Origin of the sequence: Planococcus lenghuensis (assembly GCF_001999905.1) — a bacterium.
Taxonomy (GTDB): domain Bacteria; phylum Bacillota; class Bacilli; order Bacillales_A; family Planococcaceae; genus Indiicoccus; species Indiicoccus lenghuensis.
This window is the reverse complement of the sequence record NZ_CP019640.1, coordinates 3,498,371-3,518,749: the sequence shown is the minus strand read 5'-3', so window position 1 is coordinate 3,518,749 and position 20,379 is coordinate 3,498,371. Positions and strand designations below refer to the sequence as shown.

Here is a 20,379-nt window from a genome sequence, read left to right as displayed (position 1 = left end):
ACAGAATGAAAAAATTCACTTCATTGATCGCCCTTACCGCTTCAGCCGGAATTCTTGCGGCCTGCGGATCACCGGAAGCTGCAACAGAGGATGCTTCAACCGTCACAATCGGCTATTTCCCGAACCTTGACCACGTACCGGCAATGGTTGCGAAAGAAAAAGAATTATATGAGAAAAACCTGCCGGAAGGCACGGAAGTCGAATACGTTACGTTCGCTGACGGGGCATCTTTCATGACCGCTTTGAAAACAGGTGATATTGACGGAGGGTTAGTAGGACCCGGCCCGGCGATGAATAATTACACGAATGGCGCTGACGTCGTCATGATCGCAGGCGGCGCCTCAGGCGGAACGGTCGTAATGGCCAGAAACGGCAGCGGCATTGAATCAGTCGAAGATATTGCCGGAAAAACATTCATCACGCCGCGCGTCGGCTGCACGCACGATGTTCAGTTTGAGACGTTCATGAAAGAAGCGGGCATCACTTCCAACCGCATCGGCGGCGACATGATTCACCAAACCGGCAAACCGGCGCAATACGAAGCGATGTTCGCCAGCGGGAAAGTCGACGTTGCAGTGGCTCCCGAACCATGGGCGACCGTTCTGGAACAGAACACAGGCGCTAATGTCGTTATCGCATCGGACGAAATTTCATTCGGTACGACTTTGCCGTCTTCCGTATTGGTCACATCAGGCGAACTGATCGAAGAAAATCCGGAACTGGTCCAAAGCATTGTGGATGCCCATGAGGAAGCGGATGCCTTCATCGCTGAAAATCCGGAACAAGCGAAAGAAATCGCACTCACTGCAATCGACGAAATCACTGGCCAAGCGCTGGATCCATCAGTGATTGACGGAGCATGGGAGAACATGGTTTTCGATACCGCACTTGCTCCTGAAGAAATCCAGGCGTTCGGCGATTCCTCTTTCGACCTTAAGTTCCTGAAAGAACAGCCGGATTTTGCAACGCTTGCAGACACTCAATTTTTGAATTAATAAAACCAATAGCCGGCAAGTATGTATAAAGTAAACAAATGAAATGAAAAAAAAGAGAAACACCTCCACTGTCGTATGCAGTAAAGACGGCAGACTGGAGGTGTTTTTTGCGTGGATTCAAGGGATCAATGAAGAACGTTAGCCACAGAAAGTAGAGAATGAGGATGTCGAGTTTAAGGAATTGAATATTTATCTGTTTATTGCTTTACGGGACGCTTTACTTTAACGTAAGCAGAATTGATGAAAGATAACAAATTTGGGGCAGAGGATGCAAAAACAGCGAAAGTGGAACAGAAACTGATTGAACTATAACAGATTTGGGCTAAAAGGTAGCAAACTTGGATGATGCGTTATCATATTGCTCTCGCTGTTCCGACTCCAGTGAGTGAAGTATAACATTAGGGATACATAAATTAAGGAGAGTCGCAGCCATATCACAGTAAAGTCTTGCTGCTCTTCTTTATTTATTTCCAAGATAACCAAGAGCAATCCATATGTTTCCCGGATACCAAAAACAGGTGATTACTGGTAGAATAAAGGCATAGGAGTCTGAAAATTATGACACCAAAAAGGAGCGGTTAGATGAGTGAATTAATCGAGAAAGCCTTACAGTTTGCCGCCGTCAAGCATGAAGGGCATCACCGGAAAGGGACGCTCATTCCTTACATTACGCATCCGGTCTGCGTTGCATTTTTATTGAAGGAAGCGAAAGCCTCGGAAGAAGTCATTGCTGCCGGTCTATTACACGACACAATTGAAGATACATCGGCAACTGAAGCGGAAGTGGGCGAACAATTTGGCGATGAAGTGCTGCGTCTCGTACAGGCGGCATCGGAACCGGATAAGACGCTGCCGTGGGAAGAGCGGAAAAGACATACGGTCGAGGACCTCAAGAACCGGTCGGCAGACGAACTCGCACTCATCACGGCGGACAAGCTGCATAATGTCCGGTCAATCGAATTGGACGCGCAAGTGATTGGGGGAGATGCGTGGCTGCGCTTCAACCGCGGTAAGCGCGATCAGTCGTGGTATTACATGAGCATTGTGAACAGGCTGAAGAACCACAAGAAGGATGTGCCACTCGTTAAAGACCTGTCGAAAACGGTGTACGGGCTGTTCACCGGCAAGAAAAAACTGAAGAAAAAAGATATCGCCTTGCTGATCGGCTATGCGGGTGACCCATCCGAAGAGAAGCGGCAGGAACTGGAGGAAGCGGGCCTCCTGCGCTTCGCCGATGAAGTCGCAGAGAGCGCCGCCATCTATTCCGGTCCCAACGAAATCATCCTGCTCCGGGAATTGTTCGGGGGCAGGCAGTGCCGGACGAGGAGCTAAACTTGTCGTACCTTGCAGAGCTAAAATACCGCCTGGCCTGGACGGATGAGAAATTGCTTAAATATATGAAGCGCAGCCAGGCTGAATCCTGAAGCAGAGCTTTCCTAACCGGGCAATGCTGAAATGGCGATAAACAGGGTGCCCAGCATATGGTAAAATGCCTTTAAGAAAGAAGGTAGAGGCATTGAGTAAAACAGGGTTATGGTTAACGGCATCACTGATGCTCGCTGGCTGCACATTGACGAACACGACAGAAGAACAAACGACAGCTGGGGACGGTGCGCCGGAACTGATGGTCCATTACATTGATGCTGGACAAGCAGACGCAACACTGTTCGAATTCGGTGATTACACGATGCTGATCGATGCCGGGGACTGGAACGCGATAGACGTCATCGATTACCTGGAAGCGCAGGACATCAGCCAAATCGACATTGCGGTCGGTACCCATCCTGATGCCGATCATATCGGCCAGCTCGCTGAAGTAATTGAGCAGTTCGACGTGAGCGAGGTCTGGATGTCCGGCAACATCAGCACTTCCGACACATTCATCAATGCCTTGGAAGCGATTGACGCATCCGACGCAGCATACGTCGAACCGCGGGCCGGTGAAGAATACGAGTTAGGGCCGCTTGAAATCGATGTGCTCTATCCGGAAGAAATCACGGGTGAATCGAACGCGGAATCGATTGCGTTGAAACTGTCATACGGGGAAACGGGTTTCATCTTCACAGGAGACGCCGGCGTGCAGCAGGAGCAGGAGATGATTGACAGCAGAGCGGATCTCGATGCAGAAGTGCTCCAGCTCGGCCACCATGGCTCAAACACATCCACAAGTAGGGCGTTCCTGAAAGCCGTCTCGCCGGAAGTCGTCATCTACAGCGCCGGTGCGGGCAATCCATACGGCCACCCGCACGCCGAAGTGATTGCGTCGGCTGAGAACACAGGCGCGGACGTATTCGGCACGGACGTGAACGGCACCATCATCGTACAGACCGATGGCGAAACACTCAAAGTCATACCGGCCGAAGCAGGAACACCAGTCGAAGGCGAAAACCGCTGCCTCGATATCAACATCGCTTCCCAGGCGGAGCTCGACCAGATTGACGGCATCGGGGAAGTACTAGCCAGCGAGATTATCGAAGAGCGGCCATTCGAGAACCTAGATGAATTGACGATAGTGGACGGAATTGGAGTAGGGAAAGTGGAAGCCATCAAAGCACAAGGCTTGGCGTGTATAGGAGGATGAGCGGTGAAAGTGAGCGGGGTACTAGACCGGATTGAAGGAAACATTGCGGTGATTATCGCAGAAGAAGCTGGACGCCAATTTGAGGTGCCAGTTTCTAATTTACCGAAAGGAAGCCAAGAACAGGATTGGTTTTGGTTAAAGATCAAAGGTGAGGAACTAATCGCAATTGGATTAGATGAAACTATAAAATTAGAGAAAGAACAAACAGCAGACAGGTTAATAAACAGATTGCATGAGAGAAATGAACAGTAAAAAGGTTAGCTTTTATTTACCTATATAAAATATTGTTGTTCATATGGGAAACCCTCCTGAGGAGGAATTGAACAGCGCTAACAAACAAAATTCCACCGATTCGGTTGCAACACCTCTTCACTGATCGGCGTCATCTCCTGTCGAATCTGTTCTGATCCCACAAAAAAGCGCCACCTTTCTTTTGATGATTAAAAGAAAGGTGGCGGCGCTTTTTGATTGGATGTTGAAATATTCTGTTCAGTTTCTTAACTTGATGGCTATGGGGGCTGATGTGACCTGTAAGAAAGAAACACAGGCAACCGAATGCTGGTGGGTTGCCTCGAAATGCATAAATCTTAATCAGAAAATAAACAGTTTTATCAAAGGAAGTTCATCGACTATAAATGGCAATGTTGTCCGCCGGTATTCAGTTGACTGCTTCGGTTTACTCGGTTTACACAACTTCAACTTCCACTGCGACAACCGTTTCGACGTCGTCAGCACGGTTTTTCCGCGCTTTAACAAAGAACATGGTCACGAGGACAACTGTCAGGAACAAGCCGATGATGAACGATACGTTAAGATCCAGCCCGAAGCCGATCTGCTGACTCAGAATGTAGACAAAGACCATGTACGTGATGAAGATAGCCGGCGCCATCGACACAAGGTAGTTCTTGCCTTGAATATACAGATACATAGTCGCAATCCATAATGCGATTGCAGCTGTGGCCTGGTTTGCCCACGAGAAGTATCTCCAGAGCAGAGTGAAATCGATCTGCGTCAGCGCAACAGATATAGCGAATAATGGGATGGCGATCAGCAGGCGTTTCGCCACTTTCTGCTGGTCCATTTTGATGTAATCCGCAATGATGGAACGGGCAGCACGGAATGCCGTGTCGCCGGACGTGATCGGCAAAACGACGGCGCCGAGAACAGCGATTGTGCCGCCGACTGCACCAAGAAGCGTCATGGAAACTTCGTTAACAACTGCTGAAGGTGTCCCGGAAGTGATGATGCCACTCAGTGTCTGGCCGTCAAAAATACTCATGGCAGCAGCAGCCCAGATCATTGCGATAACCCCTTCTGCGATCATCATGCCGTAGAAGATGTACCGGCCCTGTGATTCAGATTGCGTCGTCCGTGAAATGATCGGTGACTGGGTTGCATGGAAGCCGGACAGCGCCCCGCATGTAATCGTAAAAAACAGCAACGGGAAAATCGGCAGATTCGCCGGATGCATGTTTTCGAAGTTCAGCTCCGGTATTCTATACTCGGAAAACAGCAAAGCACCGCCTACTCCGATTGTTCCGACTAGCAGAACGGCACCAAAATAAGGATACAGCCGGCCAATGATTTTATCGATCGGCAAAATGGTCGATAGGAAGTAATAAACAAAGATGGCCGCAATGATGATGCCGATGGCCACTTTTCCATCCATCAAAATCGAGAGAAGGGATGCTGGTGTAACGACAAACACAGTCCCAACAAGCAAAAGCAGCAGTAACGCAAAAAAGTTTACGATATGCTTTGAGACAGCGCCCAGGAATTTCCCGGCAAGCTCCGGGATATGGGCTCCTTTATTGCGGATTGAAATCATACCGGTCAGGTAATCATGGACCGCTCCGGCAAAGACACATCCGATTACAATCCATAGAAAGGCCACAGGTCCGTAAAGGGCGCCAAGGATCGGTCCGAAAATCGGTCCTGTCCCGGCAATATTGAGCAATTGGATCAGGGAGTTTTTATGCTTGTTCATCGGCACGAAATCAATGCCGTCATGATTGGCATAAGCGGGAGTTTTTCGGTTTTCCATCGGGCCAAACAGTTTTTCAATATACTTTCCGTACGTGAAGTAAGCGACAATTAACAGTGCGACCGAAACGATGAACGTGATCATTCTTCTCTTTCTCCTTTTGATTTCAAGTAAACGCTTACATATTTAACTGATCGACCTGATGTCGAGCCGTTCTCCCTCTCCTTTTTTGCCTGCTTCGCCTAGACCGGCAGGCAACTAAAATGTCACTGAATTGATATTCAGATTAGTACATTATTCTCGGCAAGTCAATCTATATTTTAAGAGCATGCGATTTATTTTTTTGCAGATCTGTAAACTCTGATTAACTGTACGGATCCGGGTTCAAAAAGCTAGCTACGACAGTGGAAAAGTAATCGCCTTCCGAAGCTTTCAACAATAAAAACCGTCAAATTATAAAAAAATGAAGGTCTTATAAATTCAATCGGATGAAACGGTTTTATCCCTAGTTCGTATAGGATAGAAGGAGAAGGTTAAAAGTCCCTCCTTCCGGTCAAATGCAGGTTGCGGATAACCGAACCAGACTTCACATGCCTGTGTTTTATCGATGAGTTCATCGATTCCTGGTTCTTCACGAGCAGAATCTTGATCCAAGTCGTTTTTTTGATTCTTTCGGAGACATTATGAATTCCTTCCATCGGTTAGTGATTCATTATTTTTAGTATACCTGCTATTCTTTCATTTTATGCTAACCGGAAAGTCATTCTGCCTGCTCATGTTCCTGTCGGTTTTTGATGCAGGCACTTGATTTGTATTTTTGAATTTCAGCAGTCCGAGTGGTACGCTTTTCTTTGCAATTCACTTTTGAAGGAGGTCGTCATATTGCCAACTACATATAAAGAGATCCACCTGGCGAATCGGCCGGAAGGCACACCAACGAATGAAGACTTTGCCTTTATTGAAAAGGAATTTCCCTCACTGGCGGATGGTGAACTACTGCTTAAAACCTTGTATCTTTCAGTCGATCCGTATATGCGCGGCCGCATGAGAGATGTCAAATCCTATGTCGAGCCGTTCAAGCTGAACGAAGCGATTGCGGGCGGCGTGCTGGCAGAAGTCGTCGACTCAAAAGCCGAAGGGTTCAAACAAGGTGATATCGTCACCGGCAGGCTCAATTGGGCGGAGTATAATGTGGCAAACGCCAAAACGGTCCAGAAAGTTGATCCGGCGTCCGCACCGATCACGACGCGGCTCGGCATTCTCGGCATGACCGGTCTGACCGCGTATTTCGGGCTTCTCGATATCGGAAAACCGCAGGAAGGTGAAACAGTTGTTGTTTCCGGCGCTGCAGGCGCGGTTGGTTCCGTCGTCGGGCAAATCGCCAAACTGAAAGGCGCACGCGTTGTCGGCATTGCCGGCTCGCAGGACAAAATCAATTATTTGATCAACGAACTCGGATTTGACGCAGCCGTAAATTATAAGGATAACAATTTTAAAGAAGACTTCAAAAAAGCGATCCCGGACGGTGTCGATGTCTATTTTGACAATGTTGGCGGATTCGTCTCCGACACGGTTATTTTTGAAATCAACCGCAATGCACGCATCATTGTGTGTGGCACGATTTCTTCTTATAATAATCCCGAAGCAGATACCGGTCCGCGTATCCAGTGGAAATTCATCACAACAAGCTCAATGATGAAAGGCTTCACCATCGGCGATTACGCACAGGACTTCAAAACCGGTGCGCAGGATCTAGCGAAATGGCTGCAGGAAGGCAAGCTGAAGTATGAAGAAACAATCACTGAGGGCTTCGAAAGAACACCGGAAGCGTTCCTGGACTTGTTCGAAGGCAACAATCTCGGCAAGCAGCTTGTCAAAGTAGCGGAGCCGGAGTTCGCTTCATTGTCATAACCGATAACCATTAACGTGCAAAAACCGTTGCTCTGAATAGAACAGCGGTTTTTGTGTACAGTAACAAAAAAAGCCAATTTCCAAAAAGGAAACTGGCGCATAATCTTCGGAAAGTGGCCGGTTTTCTCTGATTACTTTCGGAAAAAGAGGGCTTCAAAAAAACAGGGAGAGAACAACCGATTGGTTATTCTTTCCCTGTTTTCAATTTAGGGGGCTTTTTGGACAGCTCCTGAGTTATTGAAGGTCTTCGTCTCTGTTCCATTTTGATAAGGACTTGGTATGACTTTTGCAGCTATGGATAAAGTATATGCTTTTATTTATCAAGTATGGACAAGAAAAGCTAGGAGGAAACGAAAATGAGATACCAGCCGATAGATTCATCCCAGTCCCCGCGGGTCACGGGGATCAGAACATTCATGAGACTGGAGAATATCCGGACGACGGACCATGTCGATTTTGTCGTGGTCGGCATTCCGTTTGATACCGTAGCATCGAACCGGATCGGAACGCGTTACGGCCCGCAACATATTCGAAATTCATCCGTTCTGCTACGCCTGTATAATCCTGACCAGGAAATCAACATCTTCGATTACTGCTCCGGCGTGGATTACGGCGATATTGACATCGTGCCGGGGAACATCGGTCATACGATAAAATGGTCGAAGGGCTTGCCCCGATTCTCGAAAAAGGAGTTATCCCGATCATCCTCGGCGGCGATCACTCCATTTTCCTCGGAAATCTGCGGGCATTCGCGAAATAATACGGTCCGATTTCACTCGTCCATTTCGATTCGCACGACGATACATGGGATCAGTACTACGGGGCAAAGTACATGCATGGCACGCTTTTCCACCGGGCAGTCGAAGAAGGCTTGATCGACACCGATCATTCCATCCAGTCGGATGCGCGGCCCGCTGTACGGACCAAGCTGCATCGAAGACGCCCGGGAACTGGGCTTTGAAATCATCACCATGAACGAAACGCGGAAACTCGGTCAGGACAACGTCATCAAACGCATTCACGAGCGCGTCGGGGACAGCGGCCGTCCGGTATTCGTGACCTTCGATATCGACTTCATCGATCCGGCCTATGCTCCCGGCACCGGAACACCGGAAGTCGCGGGACCGACAAGCTACGAAGCGCTTGAGTATGTACGCAGCCTCAAAGGGCTAAACATCGTCGGCTTCGACCTCGTCGAAGTACTGCCGGCATTCGATCGCGGGGAGATCACTACAGGGCTTGCGGCAGCCGTCGCCTTCGAGATGATCAGCCTCGTGACGTTGAAGAAGCGGGACGAGGCAGAGAGCCGGAGTGCGAAGGCAGTCGGCGGGAATGTGTAGAAATCTTTAAATTTAAATGGAATGGAAATTTATCGTAAAAAGCCTGCTAACTCTATTAAGGGTTAGCAGGCTTTTTGTCAGAATATAAAACTAAAGTAGAAAATAGATATATGTAAACCAAAAAGTATTGAGCATGAATAAGGGTGGTAAGTAAAAGTAAACCAGTAAACCAGTTTTATATCTAACCGAAGAAAATTAAAAGGAATGTTGTGGTAAAATTTAGAATAAGAAATCACCAGGAGGAATTTATGAAAAAAGAAATTTTTGTTGTCGGAGCAGTCATTTGGGAAGACGAAAAAGTTCTTTGTGCGCAACGAGGACCAGAAAAAAGCTTACCTTATTTATGGGAGTTTCCAGGTGGGAAGATTGAAAAAAACGAAGCTCCTCAAGAAGCTCTGAAGCGGGAAATACGAGAAGAAATGCATTGTGAAGTAGAAGTGGGGGAGCAGTTAGAACACACAGTATATGAATACGATTTTGGTATTGTTCATTTAACAACTTTCCATTGCCGATTATTAAATGGTACACCGGTATTGACAGAGCATAATGAAATTAAGTGGTTGTTCCCTCATGAACTGAATACTCTAGAATGGGCACCAGCTGATGTTCCGGCAGTTGAGGCGTTAAGAAAGATAAGAAACTGAGTACAAATCCAATAGTGGCTGGTGAAAAAAATGAGCTTTATAGAAAACTTAGAAGCATCACTTCATCAAGGGTTTATTGACCAGGAAAAAACTAGCTACGGAAACTACAAGCCAAAACTTTTGATCAATAATAAAGAAAAGAACGAAAACGTGTTAGCCACACTTCTTGAAGAGTTAAATCATTGCCAGTCTTTCTTATTTTCTGTTGCCTTCATAACAGAGAGTGGGTTGGCCACCCTAAAATCTCACTTACTTGATTTAAAGAGAAAAGGAATCAAAGGTCGAATTCTTACTTCTACTTTTCTGAATTTCAATCAACCAAAAGTTTTTAGAGAACTATTGAAAGTAACAAATATTGAAGTAAGGCTAGCCAATATAGCCGGCTTTCATTCAAAAGGATATATTTTTGAGCAATCATCTCATTATTCGTTGATCATCGGGAGTTCTAATTTAACGGCTCAAGCATTAAAAGCAAATTATGAGTGGAATGTTAAATTAACTTCTCATGGAAATGGTGAAATTATTAGCCATTTTAACCAGCAGTTTGAGGACGTGTGGGAAAACGCTCAGCCTTTAACAGAAGAGTGGATAACGACATATGAAAGAGATTACACACCGCCGACCACTTTTTCCAATCCAGAAAAAGTGGCTGAACTCCCTGTGCCATACCAAGTAAACCCAGTTCAAGAAGCGGTGAAAATCGAGCCGAATAAAATGCAAAAAGCAGCGCTACAAAAGATCTTAGCTGTACGAGAAGCAGGAGAAGAGCGAGGGCTTGTCGTTTCAGCAACAGGGACTGGTAAAACGTACTTATCGGCATTTGACGTGAGGCGATTTGCTCCGAAACGAATGTTATTTGTCGTTCACCGAGAACAGATTCTACAGAAAGCAAAATCTGACTTCATGCGAATTCTTGGTGGGATAGAATCAGATTTTGGTATTTTATCTGGTTCGTCCAAGCAATCCAGCGCACGATATGTATTTGCTACCATCCAAACGATCTCGAAAGAAGAGAACTTAAAGCAGTTCGACCCGGCAGCATTTGATTATATTTTAATCGATGAAGTACATAAAGCAGGGGCAAAATCTTATTTACGTGTAATTGATCATTTTAAACCGAATTTTTTAATGGGGATGACAGCTACTCCGGAACGAACCGATGAATTTAATATTTATGAGCTATTTAACTATAATGTTGCTTATGAAATCCGACTTCAAGAAGCGTTAGAAGAAGATATGCTTTGTCCGTTTCATTATTTTGGTGTGACAGACCTTGAAATAGATGGAGAAGTAACGGATGAAGCGGTTATTTTAACAAAACTTGTTACTGAAGAACGAATAAACCACATTTTAGAGAAAATCCATTACTACGGATTCTCTGGAGATAGGGTTAGAGGATTAATGTTCTGTAGCCGTAAAGAGGAAGTTGGACGATTATCACGAGCACTTAATGAACGAGGACTTCGAACGGTGGGATTAACGGGAGGCGACTCACAAGAAGAACGAATTCGACAAGTAGAACGGTTAGAAAATGGGGAGTTGGATTATATTTTAACCGTTGATATCTTTAATGAAGGAATCGACATTCCGAGCATCAATCAAGTGGTTATGTTAAGACAGACAGAGTCGAGCATCATCTTCGTCCAACAACTGGGAAGAGGACTCAGAAAGCATAACTCAAAAGACTTCGTAACGATTATCGACTTCATCGGTAATTACCGTAATAATTATTTAATCCCAGTTGCTCTTTCAGGAGACCGTTCGCAAAATAAAGATAATGTGCGTCGGCATGTAAAAGACACGAGTTATATTAAGGGCATATCGACTGTGAACTTTGAAGCAGTTGCAAAAGAGCGGGTTTTCAGCTCGATTAACAGTAGCAATTTAACGCAGTTCAAGCTACTGCGAGAAGCATTTATCGAATTAAAAAACCGTCTTGGCCGAAGACCTATGCTTGTAGATTTCGTTACCAACCATTCAATTGATCCGAAAGTTCTTGTTCAGAAGCCATACTTTAACTACTACCAATTTTTGCTGAAAGTAAAAGAGATCGAGCCTTCTTTGTCCGACTACGAAAATTCTGTTCTTACTATGTTTTCACAAGAAATATTAAATGGTAAACGACTACATGAAATCATTCTCCTAGAATTGTTGCTGAAATCCAAAACAGTCTCAATGGAGAACTATATGTACCAACTTTCAATGGCAAATTGCGAACTAACCCAAGAAGTACTTAATTCAGTGAAGCGAATCTTCAATTTAGATTTCTTTACGCAAAATGCACGCGTAAAGTACGGGCAGCAATCAATCATTAAACTAAAAAATAATGAGTTCTTTTTAAATGAAGACTTACGTATGAGTTTAGCTACTAATACTTTCTTTAGAGAAATGGTTATTGATATAGGAAAAAGTGCTCGGCAACTGAATAGTAAATATAATCGAGATAAATCGTTGACTTTATATGAGAAGTATACACGAAAAGACGTTTGTCGGTTATTAGACTGGGATAAGGATGAAACTTCTACAGTATACGGCTATAGAGTGAAGCATAATACTTGTCCAATATTTATTACTTATCATAAACGTAAAGAAGTGGAATCAAATATTAACTATGAGGATAAATTTCTAAGCCCAGAAATACTCAAGTGGTTTACTAAAAATAACCGAACACTTGCTTCAGAAGAAGTGAAAGCCATTATACGAGCTCAAGAGTTGGGGATAACTATCCATATATTCGTACAGAAATACGACAAAGAAGAAAGCTTCTATTATTTAGGTAAGGCTATTCCTGATCAAAGAAGTGTCGAACAAACTTCTATTTTTGATAAAAAAGGAAAAGAACTTCCTATTGTTACTATGAATCTTAATTTAGAGCAAAGTATTGAATATCAACTCTATGATTATTTGGTAACTAATGAAGACCAAAAATCTACAACCTAAAGGAGGACAATAATGCCTTTCTATGATAAGTTGGTTCGCGACTCAATTCCAGCAATTATCGGAAGAGACGGAAAAAACTATTCAACTAGAATTCTTGAAACACAAGAATTTCAAGAAGAAGTCAAGAAGAAGCTAGAAGAAGAGCTAATTGAATACAGAGCGACAGCTAATGACCAAGATGCTCTTGAAGAACTCGCTGATCTCTTGGAATTAATCCATGCAGCAGCTGAAATCCATGGTGCTTCTTTTGAAGAACTTGAAGAAATTCGCGCGAAAAAAGCGGCAAAACGCGGAGGCTTTAAAGAACGCATCTTCCTCATTGAGGTCGAAGATGACAAAACTTGAGCTGGTCACTTCAGAGCTGCTGGGTCATCTGCAAAAACTATCGAACGAAGCAACCGAAATCTATTGGATCACAGCATTTGCGATGAAATCAGGCGTGAAGCTCATTCTGCCATTCTTAAAAAAAGCGGCTGATCGAGGAGTGCCGATCAAATTGCTGGTCGGTGACTATTTATACGTAACCCAGCCTGAAGCGCTGGATCTGCTTGTAAAGGATTTGCCACAAGCGGAGATCCGTCTCTGGAAGAGCGGCGGCACTTCTTTTCATCCGAAATCCTATTTATTCAGAGGAACCGATCAGTCGTATTTAATTGTCGGTTCTTCCAATTTATCTGCATCTGCCATGACAAGAGGCGTTGAATGGAATTTAATCGCTCCGTCCAGAGTCGACGAGACAGTGTTTGAAGAAGCGGTCGTTCAATTCATGGAACATTTCTATGCAGAGCAGACAGTTCCACTCAACTCGGAAACACTCAAGAGTTACCGGGAACGCTTTAACCAGGCAAACCAATCTAGGCCAGTGAGCGATGCATGGTCAGAGGCGGAAGAAGTGGAAATTACGATTGGTCCGTCTCAGCCACAAATAGTGGATGATCCGCCTGAAAACTATATCACTTCAGTGGAGCCGAGGCCGGCACAGCAGGAAGCACTGGAAGCGCTTGAACAGACAATGGCGGAAGACTATAACCGGGCAATGGCAGTACTTGCGACTGGTCTGGGCAAAACATACTTGGCTGCTTTTTTCGCCAAAACATTCAAGCGCGTGTTGTTTGTTGCTCACCGCGATGAAATCCTGCAGCAGGCCCGCTCTTCATTCAGTCATGTGCATCCCGACAAGACGAGTGCGTTCTATAACGCTGCCAAAAAAGATACGGACGCTGACTTCATATTCGCCTCTGTTTTTACGCTTGGCAGCCAGCATCATTTAAATCATTTTGAGAAAGACGCTTTCGATTTGGTTGTCATTGATGAGTTTCATCATGCGGCAGCTCCAACCTATGAGCGTCTGCTGAAGCATTTTGAACCTAAGTTTCTGCTGGGGATTACGGCGACACCTGAGCGGATGGATAATAAAGATATTTATAGTTTATGCGATGGCAATGTTGCCATCTCCATACACTTTCTTGATGCCATCCGCCGAAACTGGCTGGCTCCTTTTCAATACTACGGGGTCTATGATGATACAGATTACTCGACAGTCCGATGGCTTGGCAACCGGTACGATGAAGAAGAACTTCTTCGAGTCCAGTTGCGGGAGGAATTTGCCGAAAGAATTTTTGAGCGGTGGCAGGAGTACAAACAAACTCGCACAATTGTCTTCTGTTCTTCGATTAAGCAGTCGCAGTACATGAACCAGTACTTTCAGGAGAAGGGTATCCGTTCAATGTCTCTTAACGGCGGTACACCAGCTAATGAACGCCGGTCGGCACGCCACCGGCTGGAGTCAGGGGAGCTGGAAGCCATTTTCACAGTCGATTTGTTTAATGAAGGAGTCGATATCCCGAAAACCGATACACTGCTGTTTATCCGGCCGACAGAGTCACTCACTGTCTACACACAGCAAATCGGGCGCGGCTTGCGGCTGGCAGACGGAAAGTCGCATTGCGTCATCATCGATTTCATCGGAAATTACCGGAATGCTGATGTTAAACTATCAGTATTTGATACCGAACCTGGGACTGGAAAAACCAAAGGGAAAAATGAACCGGTTGTTCCGGAAAATTGCGGTCTTGAACTGGATGTGGCAGTTGTCGACCTGCTGGAGGAATTCCGGAAAAAACGCGCGCCGCGAAAAGAACTTCTCGCAACGGCTTATCAGAACTTGAAACAGGAACTCGGAAGAAGACCGACATATCTGGAGTTTCACTTGCAGGCAAATGCCGATGCGAGAGCAGTCAGGCAGGAATTCGGCAGCTACTTCGGTATGCTGCTGTTCGCTGGAGAGCTTTCCGGCGCAGAGACAGCGATATGGGGAAAGTTCAAGCTGTGGTTTTTGGAAGCAGAAAGAACCGGCATGACAAAGAGCTACAAGATGGTCGTGCTTGCAGCAATGCTGGAAAAGGGTTCTGTGCATTGGTATGAACCGGTTACTCCTGAAGAAATTGCACCGTTTTTTCATCGATACCTGACTGAAAAAGAATACAGGCGGTTGATCGACTTTAATGATAAACAGGGGAAGAAGCTCCGGGACTACGACGAACAAGGAGTTGCCGATCTTGTTGCACGAATGCCAATGACGAAATGGAGCGGAAGTGCAACAGAGGGTTTGATTACCTTCGTCCAAAATCAATTCGTTATTCATTTAGAACCAAGTGCAACAGAACAGGAAGTTTTGTTTGAATGGACAAAGCAGATTGCTGATTACCGGTTGCACGTATACTTTGGACGAAAAGCAGATCGATTACTTTGATTTTCTTCTAAAGTTAGCAAAAAGCAGTCAATTTAATTTTGCAAACAACTAATCACTATTAATTAATTTACGAAATTTGTAAAATAAAATAATCTAAAAGTCAACATATATTTTAGAAAATAGGGTATACTTTTATTAATTTAGGAGGTGAAAGTAGATGCAAATTTATAAACTTTTCTCACAGAATCCCACCAGTACGAAGAAGAAAATACTGAAATTCTCAAATCTTAGTACAGGAGTGATTACTGGCAGCTCTGAAAAATTCTTTGGATTAAGAATAGAACCAGAACAGTATCGGGAATTTTTAAATGGCATCAATAAACATCTCCTGAAGAACAGGATTAACCAACATATAATGACGGACTATAAGTTCATGGAGTTTATACGTCAAAGTAGTAGGTTGAATTTTAATTTATCGGATATCACATTTTATGATCAAGAGCGATATGAAAATGATGAATTAATAAAAGAGATAAAGGCTGAGCTATGGAAGTCCGATAATGAATTAATACTTGACCTCCTTGAAGAAGCTGTAAGTAATGGATATAGAGTCTTTTCTATAACAGGAGATTTTAAAAATAATTTAGACCAATTAAAAATGATTAAAATATATGCTAACGGCACAATCTCAATAGAAAATAGTGTTCAAGAAGAGGAAGAGTATCCTATTATTGATTTCTTGATTAATGGCCCTGAGGTATTCTCATGAAAAATAAAGTTGTTTCTATATTTATTCAAACCATGGCCAATGTTTTTGCGCTATGGTTTGTTTTTGTAAAAAAAGATAGCTGGTTTGTTTCAGTATTAATGAATTTGGGGATAGATAGCCCAAAGGCACAAGTTGGCATCTTAGCAGCGTTATCGATATTATTATCGAGCATAATTGTCCTTTTTTTAGAATGGATGTTGTTTGAGATAATTTTTAAACCTGTTCACATAAATGTAAGTTTTAGAAATTCAAATGGAGATAGAGCAATTAAACAGCTTGTTGTCGAGTACTCCGATACAACAATTCTTGATGTTCAACAATCTTATCAGTTAAATGTATCTGTATCGGAAGGGAACAAAATAACAAACAGTATATTAGCTTTTCTAAAGAGTGATTTAGTTATAATATACAGGCCTAGTTATTATGATACTGAAATTGTTAACGGATGGATTTCTAAAGAGACTATTAGCGCAGAAAATGTGTATAAAGATAAGCGGGGAAACACTAGGGTATATTGGAGTCATATGGTTGAAGGAGCTAACAGGATTGATGATTCAGTTGTTGTTTCTCCTAGATTAATAGTGAAACCCAAAAACTTTGATGGTCGAAAATGTAGAATAGAATTAAAATTAGGATCACATTCAAAAACAAATCCTATCCTTAGAGTTATTTTTAAAATGATTTATCTAAAACTCGTTAAAATGAATCTCAAAAGACTTACTATTAACTTGAAGAGGATTGATAAGTAATGGCAGGAGTGACATTATTAAATATTAATGAAAACATTGAAAACTTAGAACAAGTAGAAGAGAATATCTTAAGTATACATAGTACTAGCACTATAAGTAACATTCCTGAAAGTCAAATTGAACACTTAACACAAAACGAAAGAGAATTTTTTTCTCGGTGGAGAAAATCAGGAGAGATTTCAACTGATATTCTAAATTTCACCTTGCCAAATCAACAAGTAATAAGATACTTAGTAAGAGAAACATATGTGGAAACTTCCCGCAGAAGAAGTAATATGTTCGATGATAGAGGTGAAATACTGCCAAAAGCTGCGAGAGTCATTGTTGAAACGGTTCAAACTGTATTTTTTGAATTAAATGAACGTGTATACGCTTTATTACAGACAACTAATATTACATCAATAAATAAAGTTAAAAAGTTATTCGGTGACTACTTAAAGGAGTTAGACAGTGACGAAGAAATAAGCATCATGAATTACCAAATTAATCCAGACTTGTTTTATTGGCTTTTTTATAAGCATATAAATCACAATGGGTTAATAGAAACAATGTTTGAGGTTGAAAGTATTGCAGGATTCATCGGGAATATAGCTGATGAAACCCATACCATAAGGGGCAATAGTGATGTAACTCCTACATTACTTGTAACAAAGGCTTTCGTAAGTAAATTTCACCCTTTTAAATCTTTAGATGTTTTACTTAAATATCGTGACTATAAGCTAAACTTTATTTTTAGTGACTCTTCAGAATGTTTTATTCGTTCTAGCTGTTCGATACCTAATGCAAGAATAGATAAGCAAATCGCCTCGTCATTAATAATATATGCTTTTATAATACCGTATTTATTTCACCTGTTTAACGAAGATGAAATATGGGATCAAGGAGTGACTAAGAACAACTTCGCTAAAGAAATTGGTAAACAGGTAATCAAAGAAATCGCTGATTTTCATGGCCTAGGAACAAATGACATTTTTTAATGAGAAATTACCTATAAGAAGTTAATGTTTAAGGGGGATTCTTTTGAATAGCCATAGATAGTAATTAAGGTATCCTGCTTACCAACGGGAGTCGAGGCGGCATTCTCAGCTTTTATTGACAAAAAGCAATAGAGAAAACCTCGCCATCTGCTCTTAGGCATTGCTTTCCTTGAAAACAGACTGATTGGGCAAGAAGTGAATCGTGCAGCGTTCAGACAGACGATTAGCAGGTTCCGATAGAAAATGCGGCAGTGTGGATTCTGGAAGCTATAGAAAACTAAGGAAGTAAGTAGCTGGGGGTATTACATGAAGAAAAACTGTGTGTTTTGTGGTGAAGGAGTAAAGGACAAAACTAAAGAACACATTATTCCCCAATGGTTAATTCGTTTAACAGGAGATTCAAATAGAGAGATTAATTTAGGTGTTAATTATCCGAAGCAGGATGAATGGGTCACAAATCCTGATAGTTTCATTAGAAAGTTTAGTATTAGTTCATTTCAATTTCCAGCATGCTCAAAGTGCAATTCGGACTATTCAAAACTGGAGAATGATACCAAGACAATTATCGAAAAACTATTAAATAAAAAGAAAGTAAATATAGGAGAAGTCGACACTTTACTGGATTGGTTTGATAAAGTTCGTATTGGATTTTGGCTTGGATACTACTTTTTAAACAAAAATATGACGAGTATAACACCACAATTTGCGATAGCAAAACGCCTAGCTTCAAAAGATAGAATGTTAGCTGTCTATCATTATAGTGATATTTCTGATGGAATAAACTTTGTAGGAGTCGATACACTAGCTTTTCAGCACTCGCCCACTTGTTTCGGACTTAGAATAAATGAGTATTACTTTTTTAACTTATCGGCGGATTTTCTCTTTTCAAAGAATTTAGGATTTCCATATCTAGCAAATCCTGCTTACATCACAGAAAATAATCACTCATCTCTTATGACAACAGGAGAACTTGTTAAAGGGAAGGATAAAGTAAAAAGTAGAATCTTGAAAAGGGAAGTTTTAGATACTCCGGTGCAATTTATACAACCGATATTTAAAGACTATCTTGGCGTAGATTCCAATAATGACGTTTATAAAGATAATGACTATGTAACTAGAAATTCTTTATTTCAAAACGAAGGGAAAGGTGCAATATTCGTTTATGAATCAGGAGGAAGATATACAGGTATTGCCAATCGTAATTTTGAGGTATCGAATAATATCGACGATTTGTCCATAGATGTATCGTTAGAGGAGTGGGTTCGGAAATTTTCAAGAATGGTGTATGATTATCAAATACATATGCTTACATACACTCCTAGTATCCATTTGTTAGATAAAGCAACTCAAAAATCAATACGATTGCAACTTAAAAATGCTAAAAAACATAACAAACTCCTTATGGACTTTATGATAGAGAAAGGCCATTTTTAAAAGAAAAGTAAGGCTGAGTTGAATTAGTGATACTTGGTGAAGAGCCTTTGAGATGATGCACTGAGGACAAGGTTAGAAGCCCAAAGTATTTTTGCATGAATAAAACCACAAATCCAAGCAAAGGGAAATGAATTGTTGATTTTTTGTATCCCTGGGTCAAAAACAATTCTAATTGTTTTTGACCCAGGGATACGTTCTTTAAAGCCTCGCCTTTGTGCTCCTTTCAGTGTATGGAACATGTTTGCTCTGCCAACTCCATTATCAGTATGAATATAAATTTTGTTTGCTCGATAACCTCTTTCACAAAAAATTTTCACGAAGTCATATCCGGTAGGCAGCAAATTTCCTTCATCATCCTCTCCGAGATCATGGTCCAGTGATAAGATATTAATCGACCAATTCTCGAAGTAATGTATTGCTTCTTCAATATTCCGGGCAACAGTAAAACCAGACGGACAGTCTCTTAGGTCGTCTACATATAAGTTAATCGTAGAACTCATGGTAGATATCTCTCCTCTGCTTTTAAGATTGATTGTCTGGCACAATTATTGTGACTTAATCCAGTTAAGGAAGTCATCCACCACCCCATACGGATTCTTTTCGCAGTCTTCGGCGGAATAAGAGCGCATAGGGATTCCATGATTCTGATAAAATCTGATAACTGCTGCGTCTTTTTCACTAGTATGTGTTTTATCGCTTAGTACATCCAAAATGTGAATTCTCCCTCTGAAGATTACCGAAAAATCAGGTTCTTTTCTTTCCGAAGAGACTGTAACACTACTGTTTGCGTAGAAAAGCACATTTCTTTCTTTTAAAGCAAAATAAATATGTACCTCTGGTTTTGAACGGAACTTCATATTGTCTTCAGTGCAATACATATAGTAGGAAGGTGATGTTTTAAAACCGCAGTCGTTTGTCAGAGAATTGTCAACCAACTCATTTTTAGCAGTTTCAGCTTGATAGACGAACACTTGATGTAAATCATTTCCTACTTCAACTCCAATAGACCAATTCGAATATTTTTGCGGTTTATACCAATTGGATTCTATGTGTTGATCTGAATTCATCGCATCATGGAAGAATTCTCCGTTTGGCCAATTTACCGGTGCTTGATCATTTTGGAAGTTCTGTGGATATTGAAAAAAATTGTGGTGAGGCACAGGAGTAAAGGATTCATTCTGATAATGTTGCTCTTGGTTAGCCCACGTGTTATCTATACGATTTTCATTATTGTAGTGATTCATTTTTTCTCTCCCTTTCTTGGTCGCTTTCTATCTCTGAGACATTTGCACTTTTCTTAGAAACGAGTTTCTAGAAGTAAAACAACTTTAAAATTTACTTTCTTTTGTTTAAGAGTCGAGTA

General features: G+C 42.3%; 16 protein-coding genes and 1 pseudogene. 14 read left to right on the top strand and 3 right to left on the bottom strand.

The annotated features are described in order from the left end of the window. Positions 1-5 precede the first annotated feature (5 nt). From B0X71_RS17720 to B0X71_RS17705, 4 genes are all read left to right on the top strand, one after another. A complete protein-coding gene (locus tag B0X71_RS17720) occupies positions 6-995 on the top strand; it encodes an ABC transporter substrate-binding protein (protein WP_077590668.1) in 990 nt (329 codons plus the stop codon). A gap of 582 nt (positions 996-1,577) precedes the next feature. Further along, positions 1,578-2,327 carry an HD domain-containing protein gene (locus B0X71_RS17715; protein ID WP_232336736.1) on the top strand — a complete coding sequence of 250 codons (750 nt, stop codon included), beginning with the start codon at positions 1,578-1,580 and terminating at the stop codon, positions 2,325-2,327. A gap of 184 nt (positions 2,328-2,511) precedes the next feature. Continuing rightward, entirely contained in the window at positions 2,512-3,576 is a 1,065-nt protein-coding gene (locus B0X71_RS17710; RefSeq protein ID WP_232336735.1) for an MBL fold metallo-hydrolase, read from the top strand. 3 nt (positions 3,577-3,579) lie between these two features. Then, positions 3,580-3,828 carry a DUF3006 domain-containing protein gene (locus B0X71_RS17705; protein ID WP_077590666.1) on the top strand — a complete coding sequence of 83 codons (249 nt, stop codon included), beginning with the start codon at positions 3,580-3,582 and terminating at the stop codon, positions 3,826-3,828. A gap of 433 nt (positions 3,829-4,261) precedes the next feature. On the opposite strand, the gene B0X71_RS17700 is transcribed toward B0X71_RS17705, so the two are convergent. Then, the gene (locus B0X71_RS17700) at positions 4,262-5,704 is read right to left on the bottom strand and encodes a carbon starvation CstA family protein (RefSeq protein WP_077590665.1); all 1,443 of its coding nucleotides are present in this window, start codon (positions 5,702-5,704) and stop codon (positions 4,262-4,264) included. A gap of 738 nt (positions 5,705-6,442) precedes the next feature. Here B0X71_RS17700 and B0X71_RS17695 point away from each other — a divergent pair. From B0X71_RS17695 to B0X71_RS17650, 10 genes and pseudogenes are all read left to right on the top strand, one after another. Next, positions 6,443-7,471: an NADP-dependent oxidoreductase gene (locus B0X71_RS17695; protein WP_077590664.1), complete on the top strand. Its 1,029-nt coding sequence runs from the start codon at positions 6,443-6,445 to the stop codon at positions 7,469-7,471. 356 nt (positions 7,472-7,827) lie between these two features. Next, positions 7,828-8,811: pseudogene (gene speB / locus B0X71_RS17690) on the top strand (agmatinase). A 248-nt stretch (positions 8,812-9,059) separates the two neighbouring features. Next, on the top strand, positions 9,060-9,455 hold the full coding sequence (locus B0X71_RS17685) for a (deoxy)nucleoside triphosphate pyrophosphohydrolase (protein WP_077590663.1): 396 nt from the start codon (positions 9,060-9,062) through the stop codon (positions 9,453-9,455). A gap of 30 nt (positions 9,456-9,485) precedes the next feature. Next, positions 9,486-12,395, top strand: a complete 2,910-nt coding sequence (locus tag B0X71_RS17680; protein ID WP_077590662.1) for a DEAD/DEAH box helicase — start codon at positions 9,486-9,488, stop codon at positions 12,393-12,395. Between the two features lie 12 nt (positions 12,396-12,407). Next, positions 12,408-12,740 (top strand): nucleoside triphosphate pyrophosphohydrolase, encoded by a 333-nt coding sequence (locus B0X71_RS17675; RefSeq protein ID WP_077590661.1) that lies wholly within the window; start codon positions 12,408-12,410, stop codon positions 12,738-12,740. After that, positions 12,727-15,147 (top strand): DEAD/DEAH box helicase family protein, encoded by a 2,421-nt coding sequence (locus B0X71_RS17670; protein ID WP_077590660.1) that lies wholly within the window; start codon positions 12,727-12,729, stop codon positions 15,145-15,147. The genes B0X71_RS17675 and B0X71_RS17670 overlap by 14 nt, the downstream gene beginning before the upstream one ends. Before the next feature lie 157 nt (positions 15,148-15,304). Beyond that, entirely contained in the window at positions 15,305-15,856 is a 552-nt protein-coding gene (locus tag B0X71_RS17665; protein WP_077590659.1) for a hypothetical protein, read from the top strand. Beyond that, positions 15,853-16,605, top strand: a complete 753-nt coding sequence (locus B0X71_RS17660; RefSeq protein WP_077590658.1) for a hypothetical protein — start codon at positions 15,853-15,855, stop codon at positions 16,603-16,605. Before B0X71_RS17665 ends, B0X71_RS17660 begins: the two co-directional genes overlap by 4 nt. Further along, the gene (locus B0X71_RS17655; protein WP_077590657.1) at positions 16,605-17,582 is read left to right on the top strand and encodes a hypothetical protein; all 978 of its coding nucleotides are present in this window, start codon (positions 16,605-16,607) and stop codon (positions 17,580-17,582) included. The genes B0X71_RS17660 and B0X71_RS17655 overlap by 1 nt, the downstream gene beginning before the upstream one ends. A gap of 306 nt (positions 17,583-17,888) precedes the next feature. Beyond that, entirely contained in the window at positions 17,889-19,016 is a 1,128-nt protein-coding gene (locus B0X71_RS17650) for a hypothetical protein (protein WP_077590656.1), read from the top strand. 23 nt (positions 19,017-19,039) lie between these two features. Here B0X71_RS17650 and B0X71_RS21695 read toward each other — a convergent pair whose 3' ends face one another. Both B0X71_RS21695 and B0X71_RS17640 read right to left on the bottom strand, forming a co-directional pair. Then, positions 19,040-19,516 carry a cyclic-phosphate processing receiver domain-containing protein gene (locus B0X71_RS21695; protein ID WP_332309455.1) on the bottom strand — a complete coding sequence of 159 codons (477 nt, stop codon included), beginning with the start codon at positions 19,514-19,516 and terminating at the stop codon, positions 19,040-19,042. Between the two features lie 45 nt (positions 19,517-19,561). Beyond that, positions 19,562-20,260, bottom strand: coding sequence for a hypothetical protein (locus B0X71_RS17640; RefSeq protein ID WP_077590655.1), 699 nt, complete (start codon positions 20,258-20,260; stop codon positions 19,562-19,564). Positions 20,261-20,379: the final 119 nt, after the last annotated feature.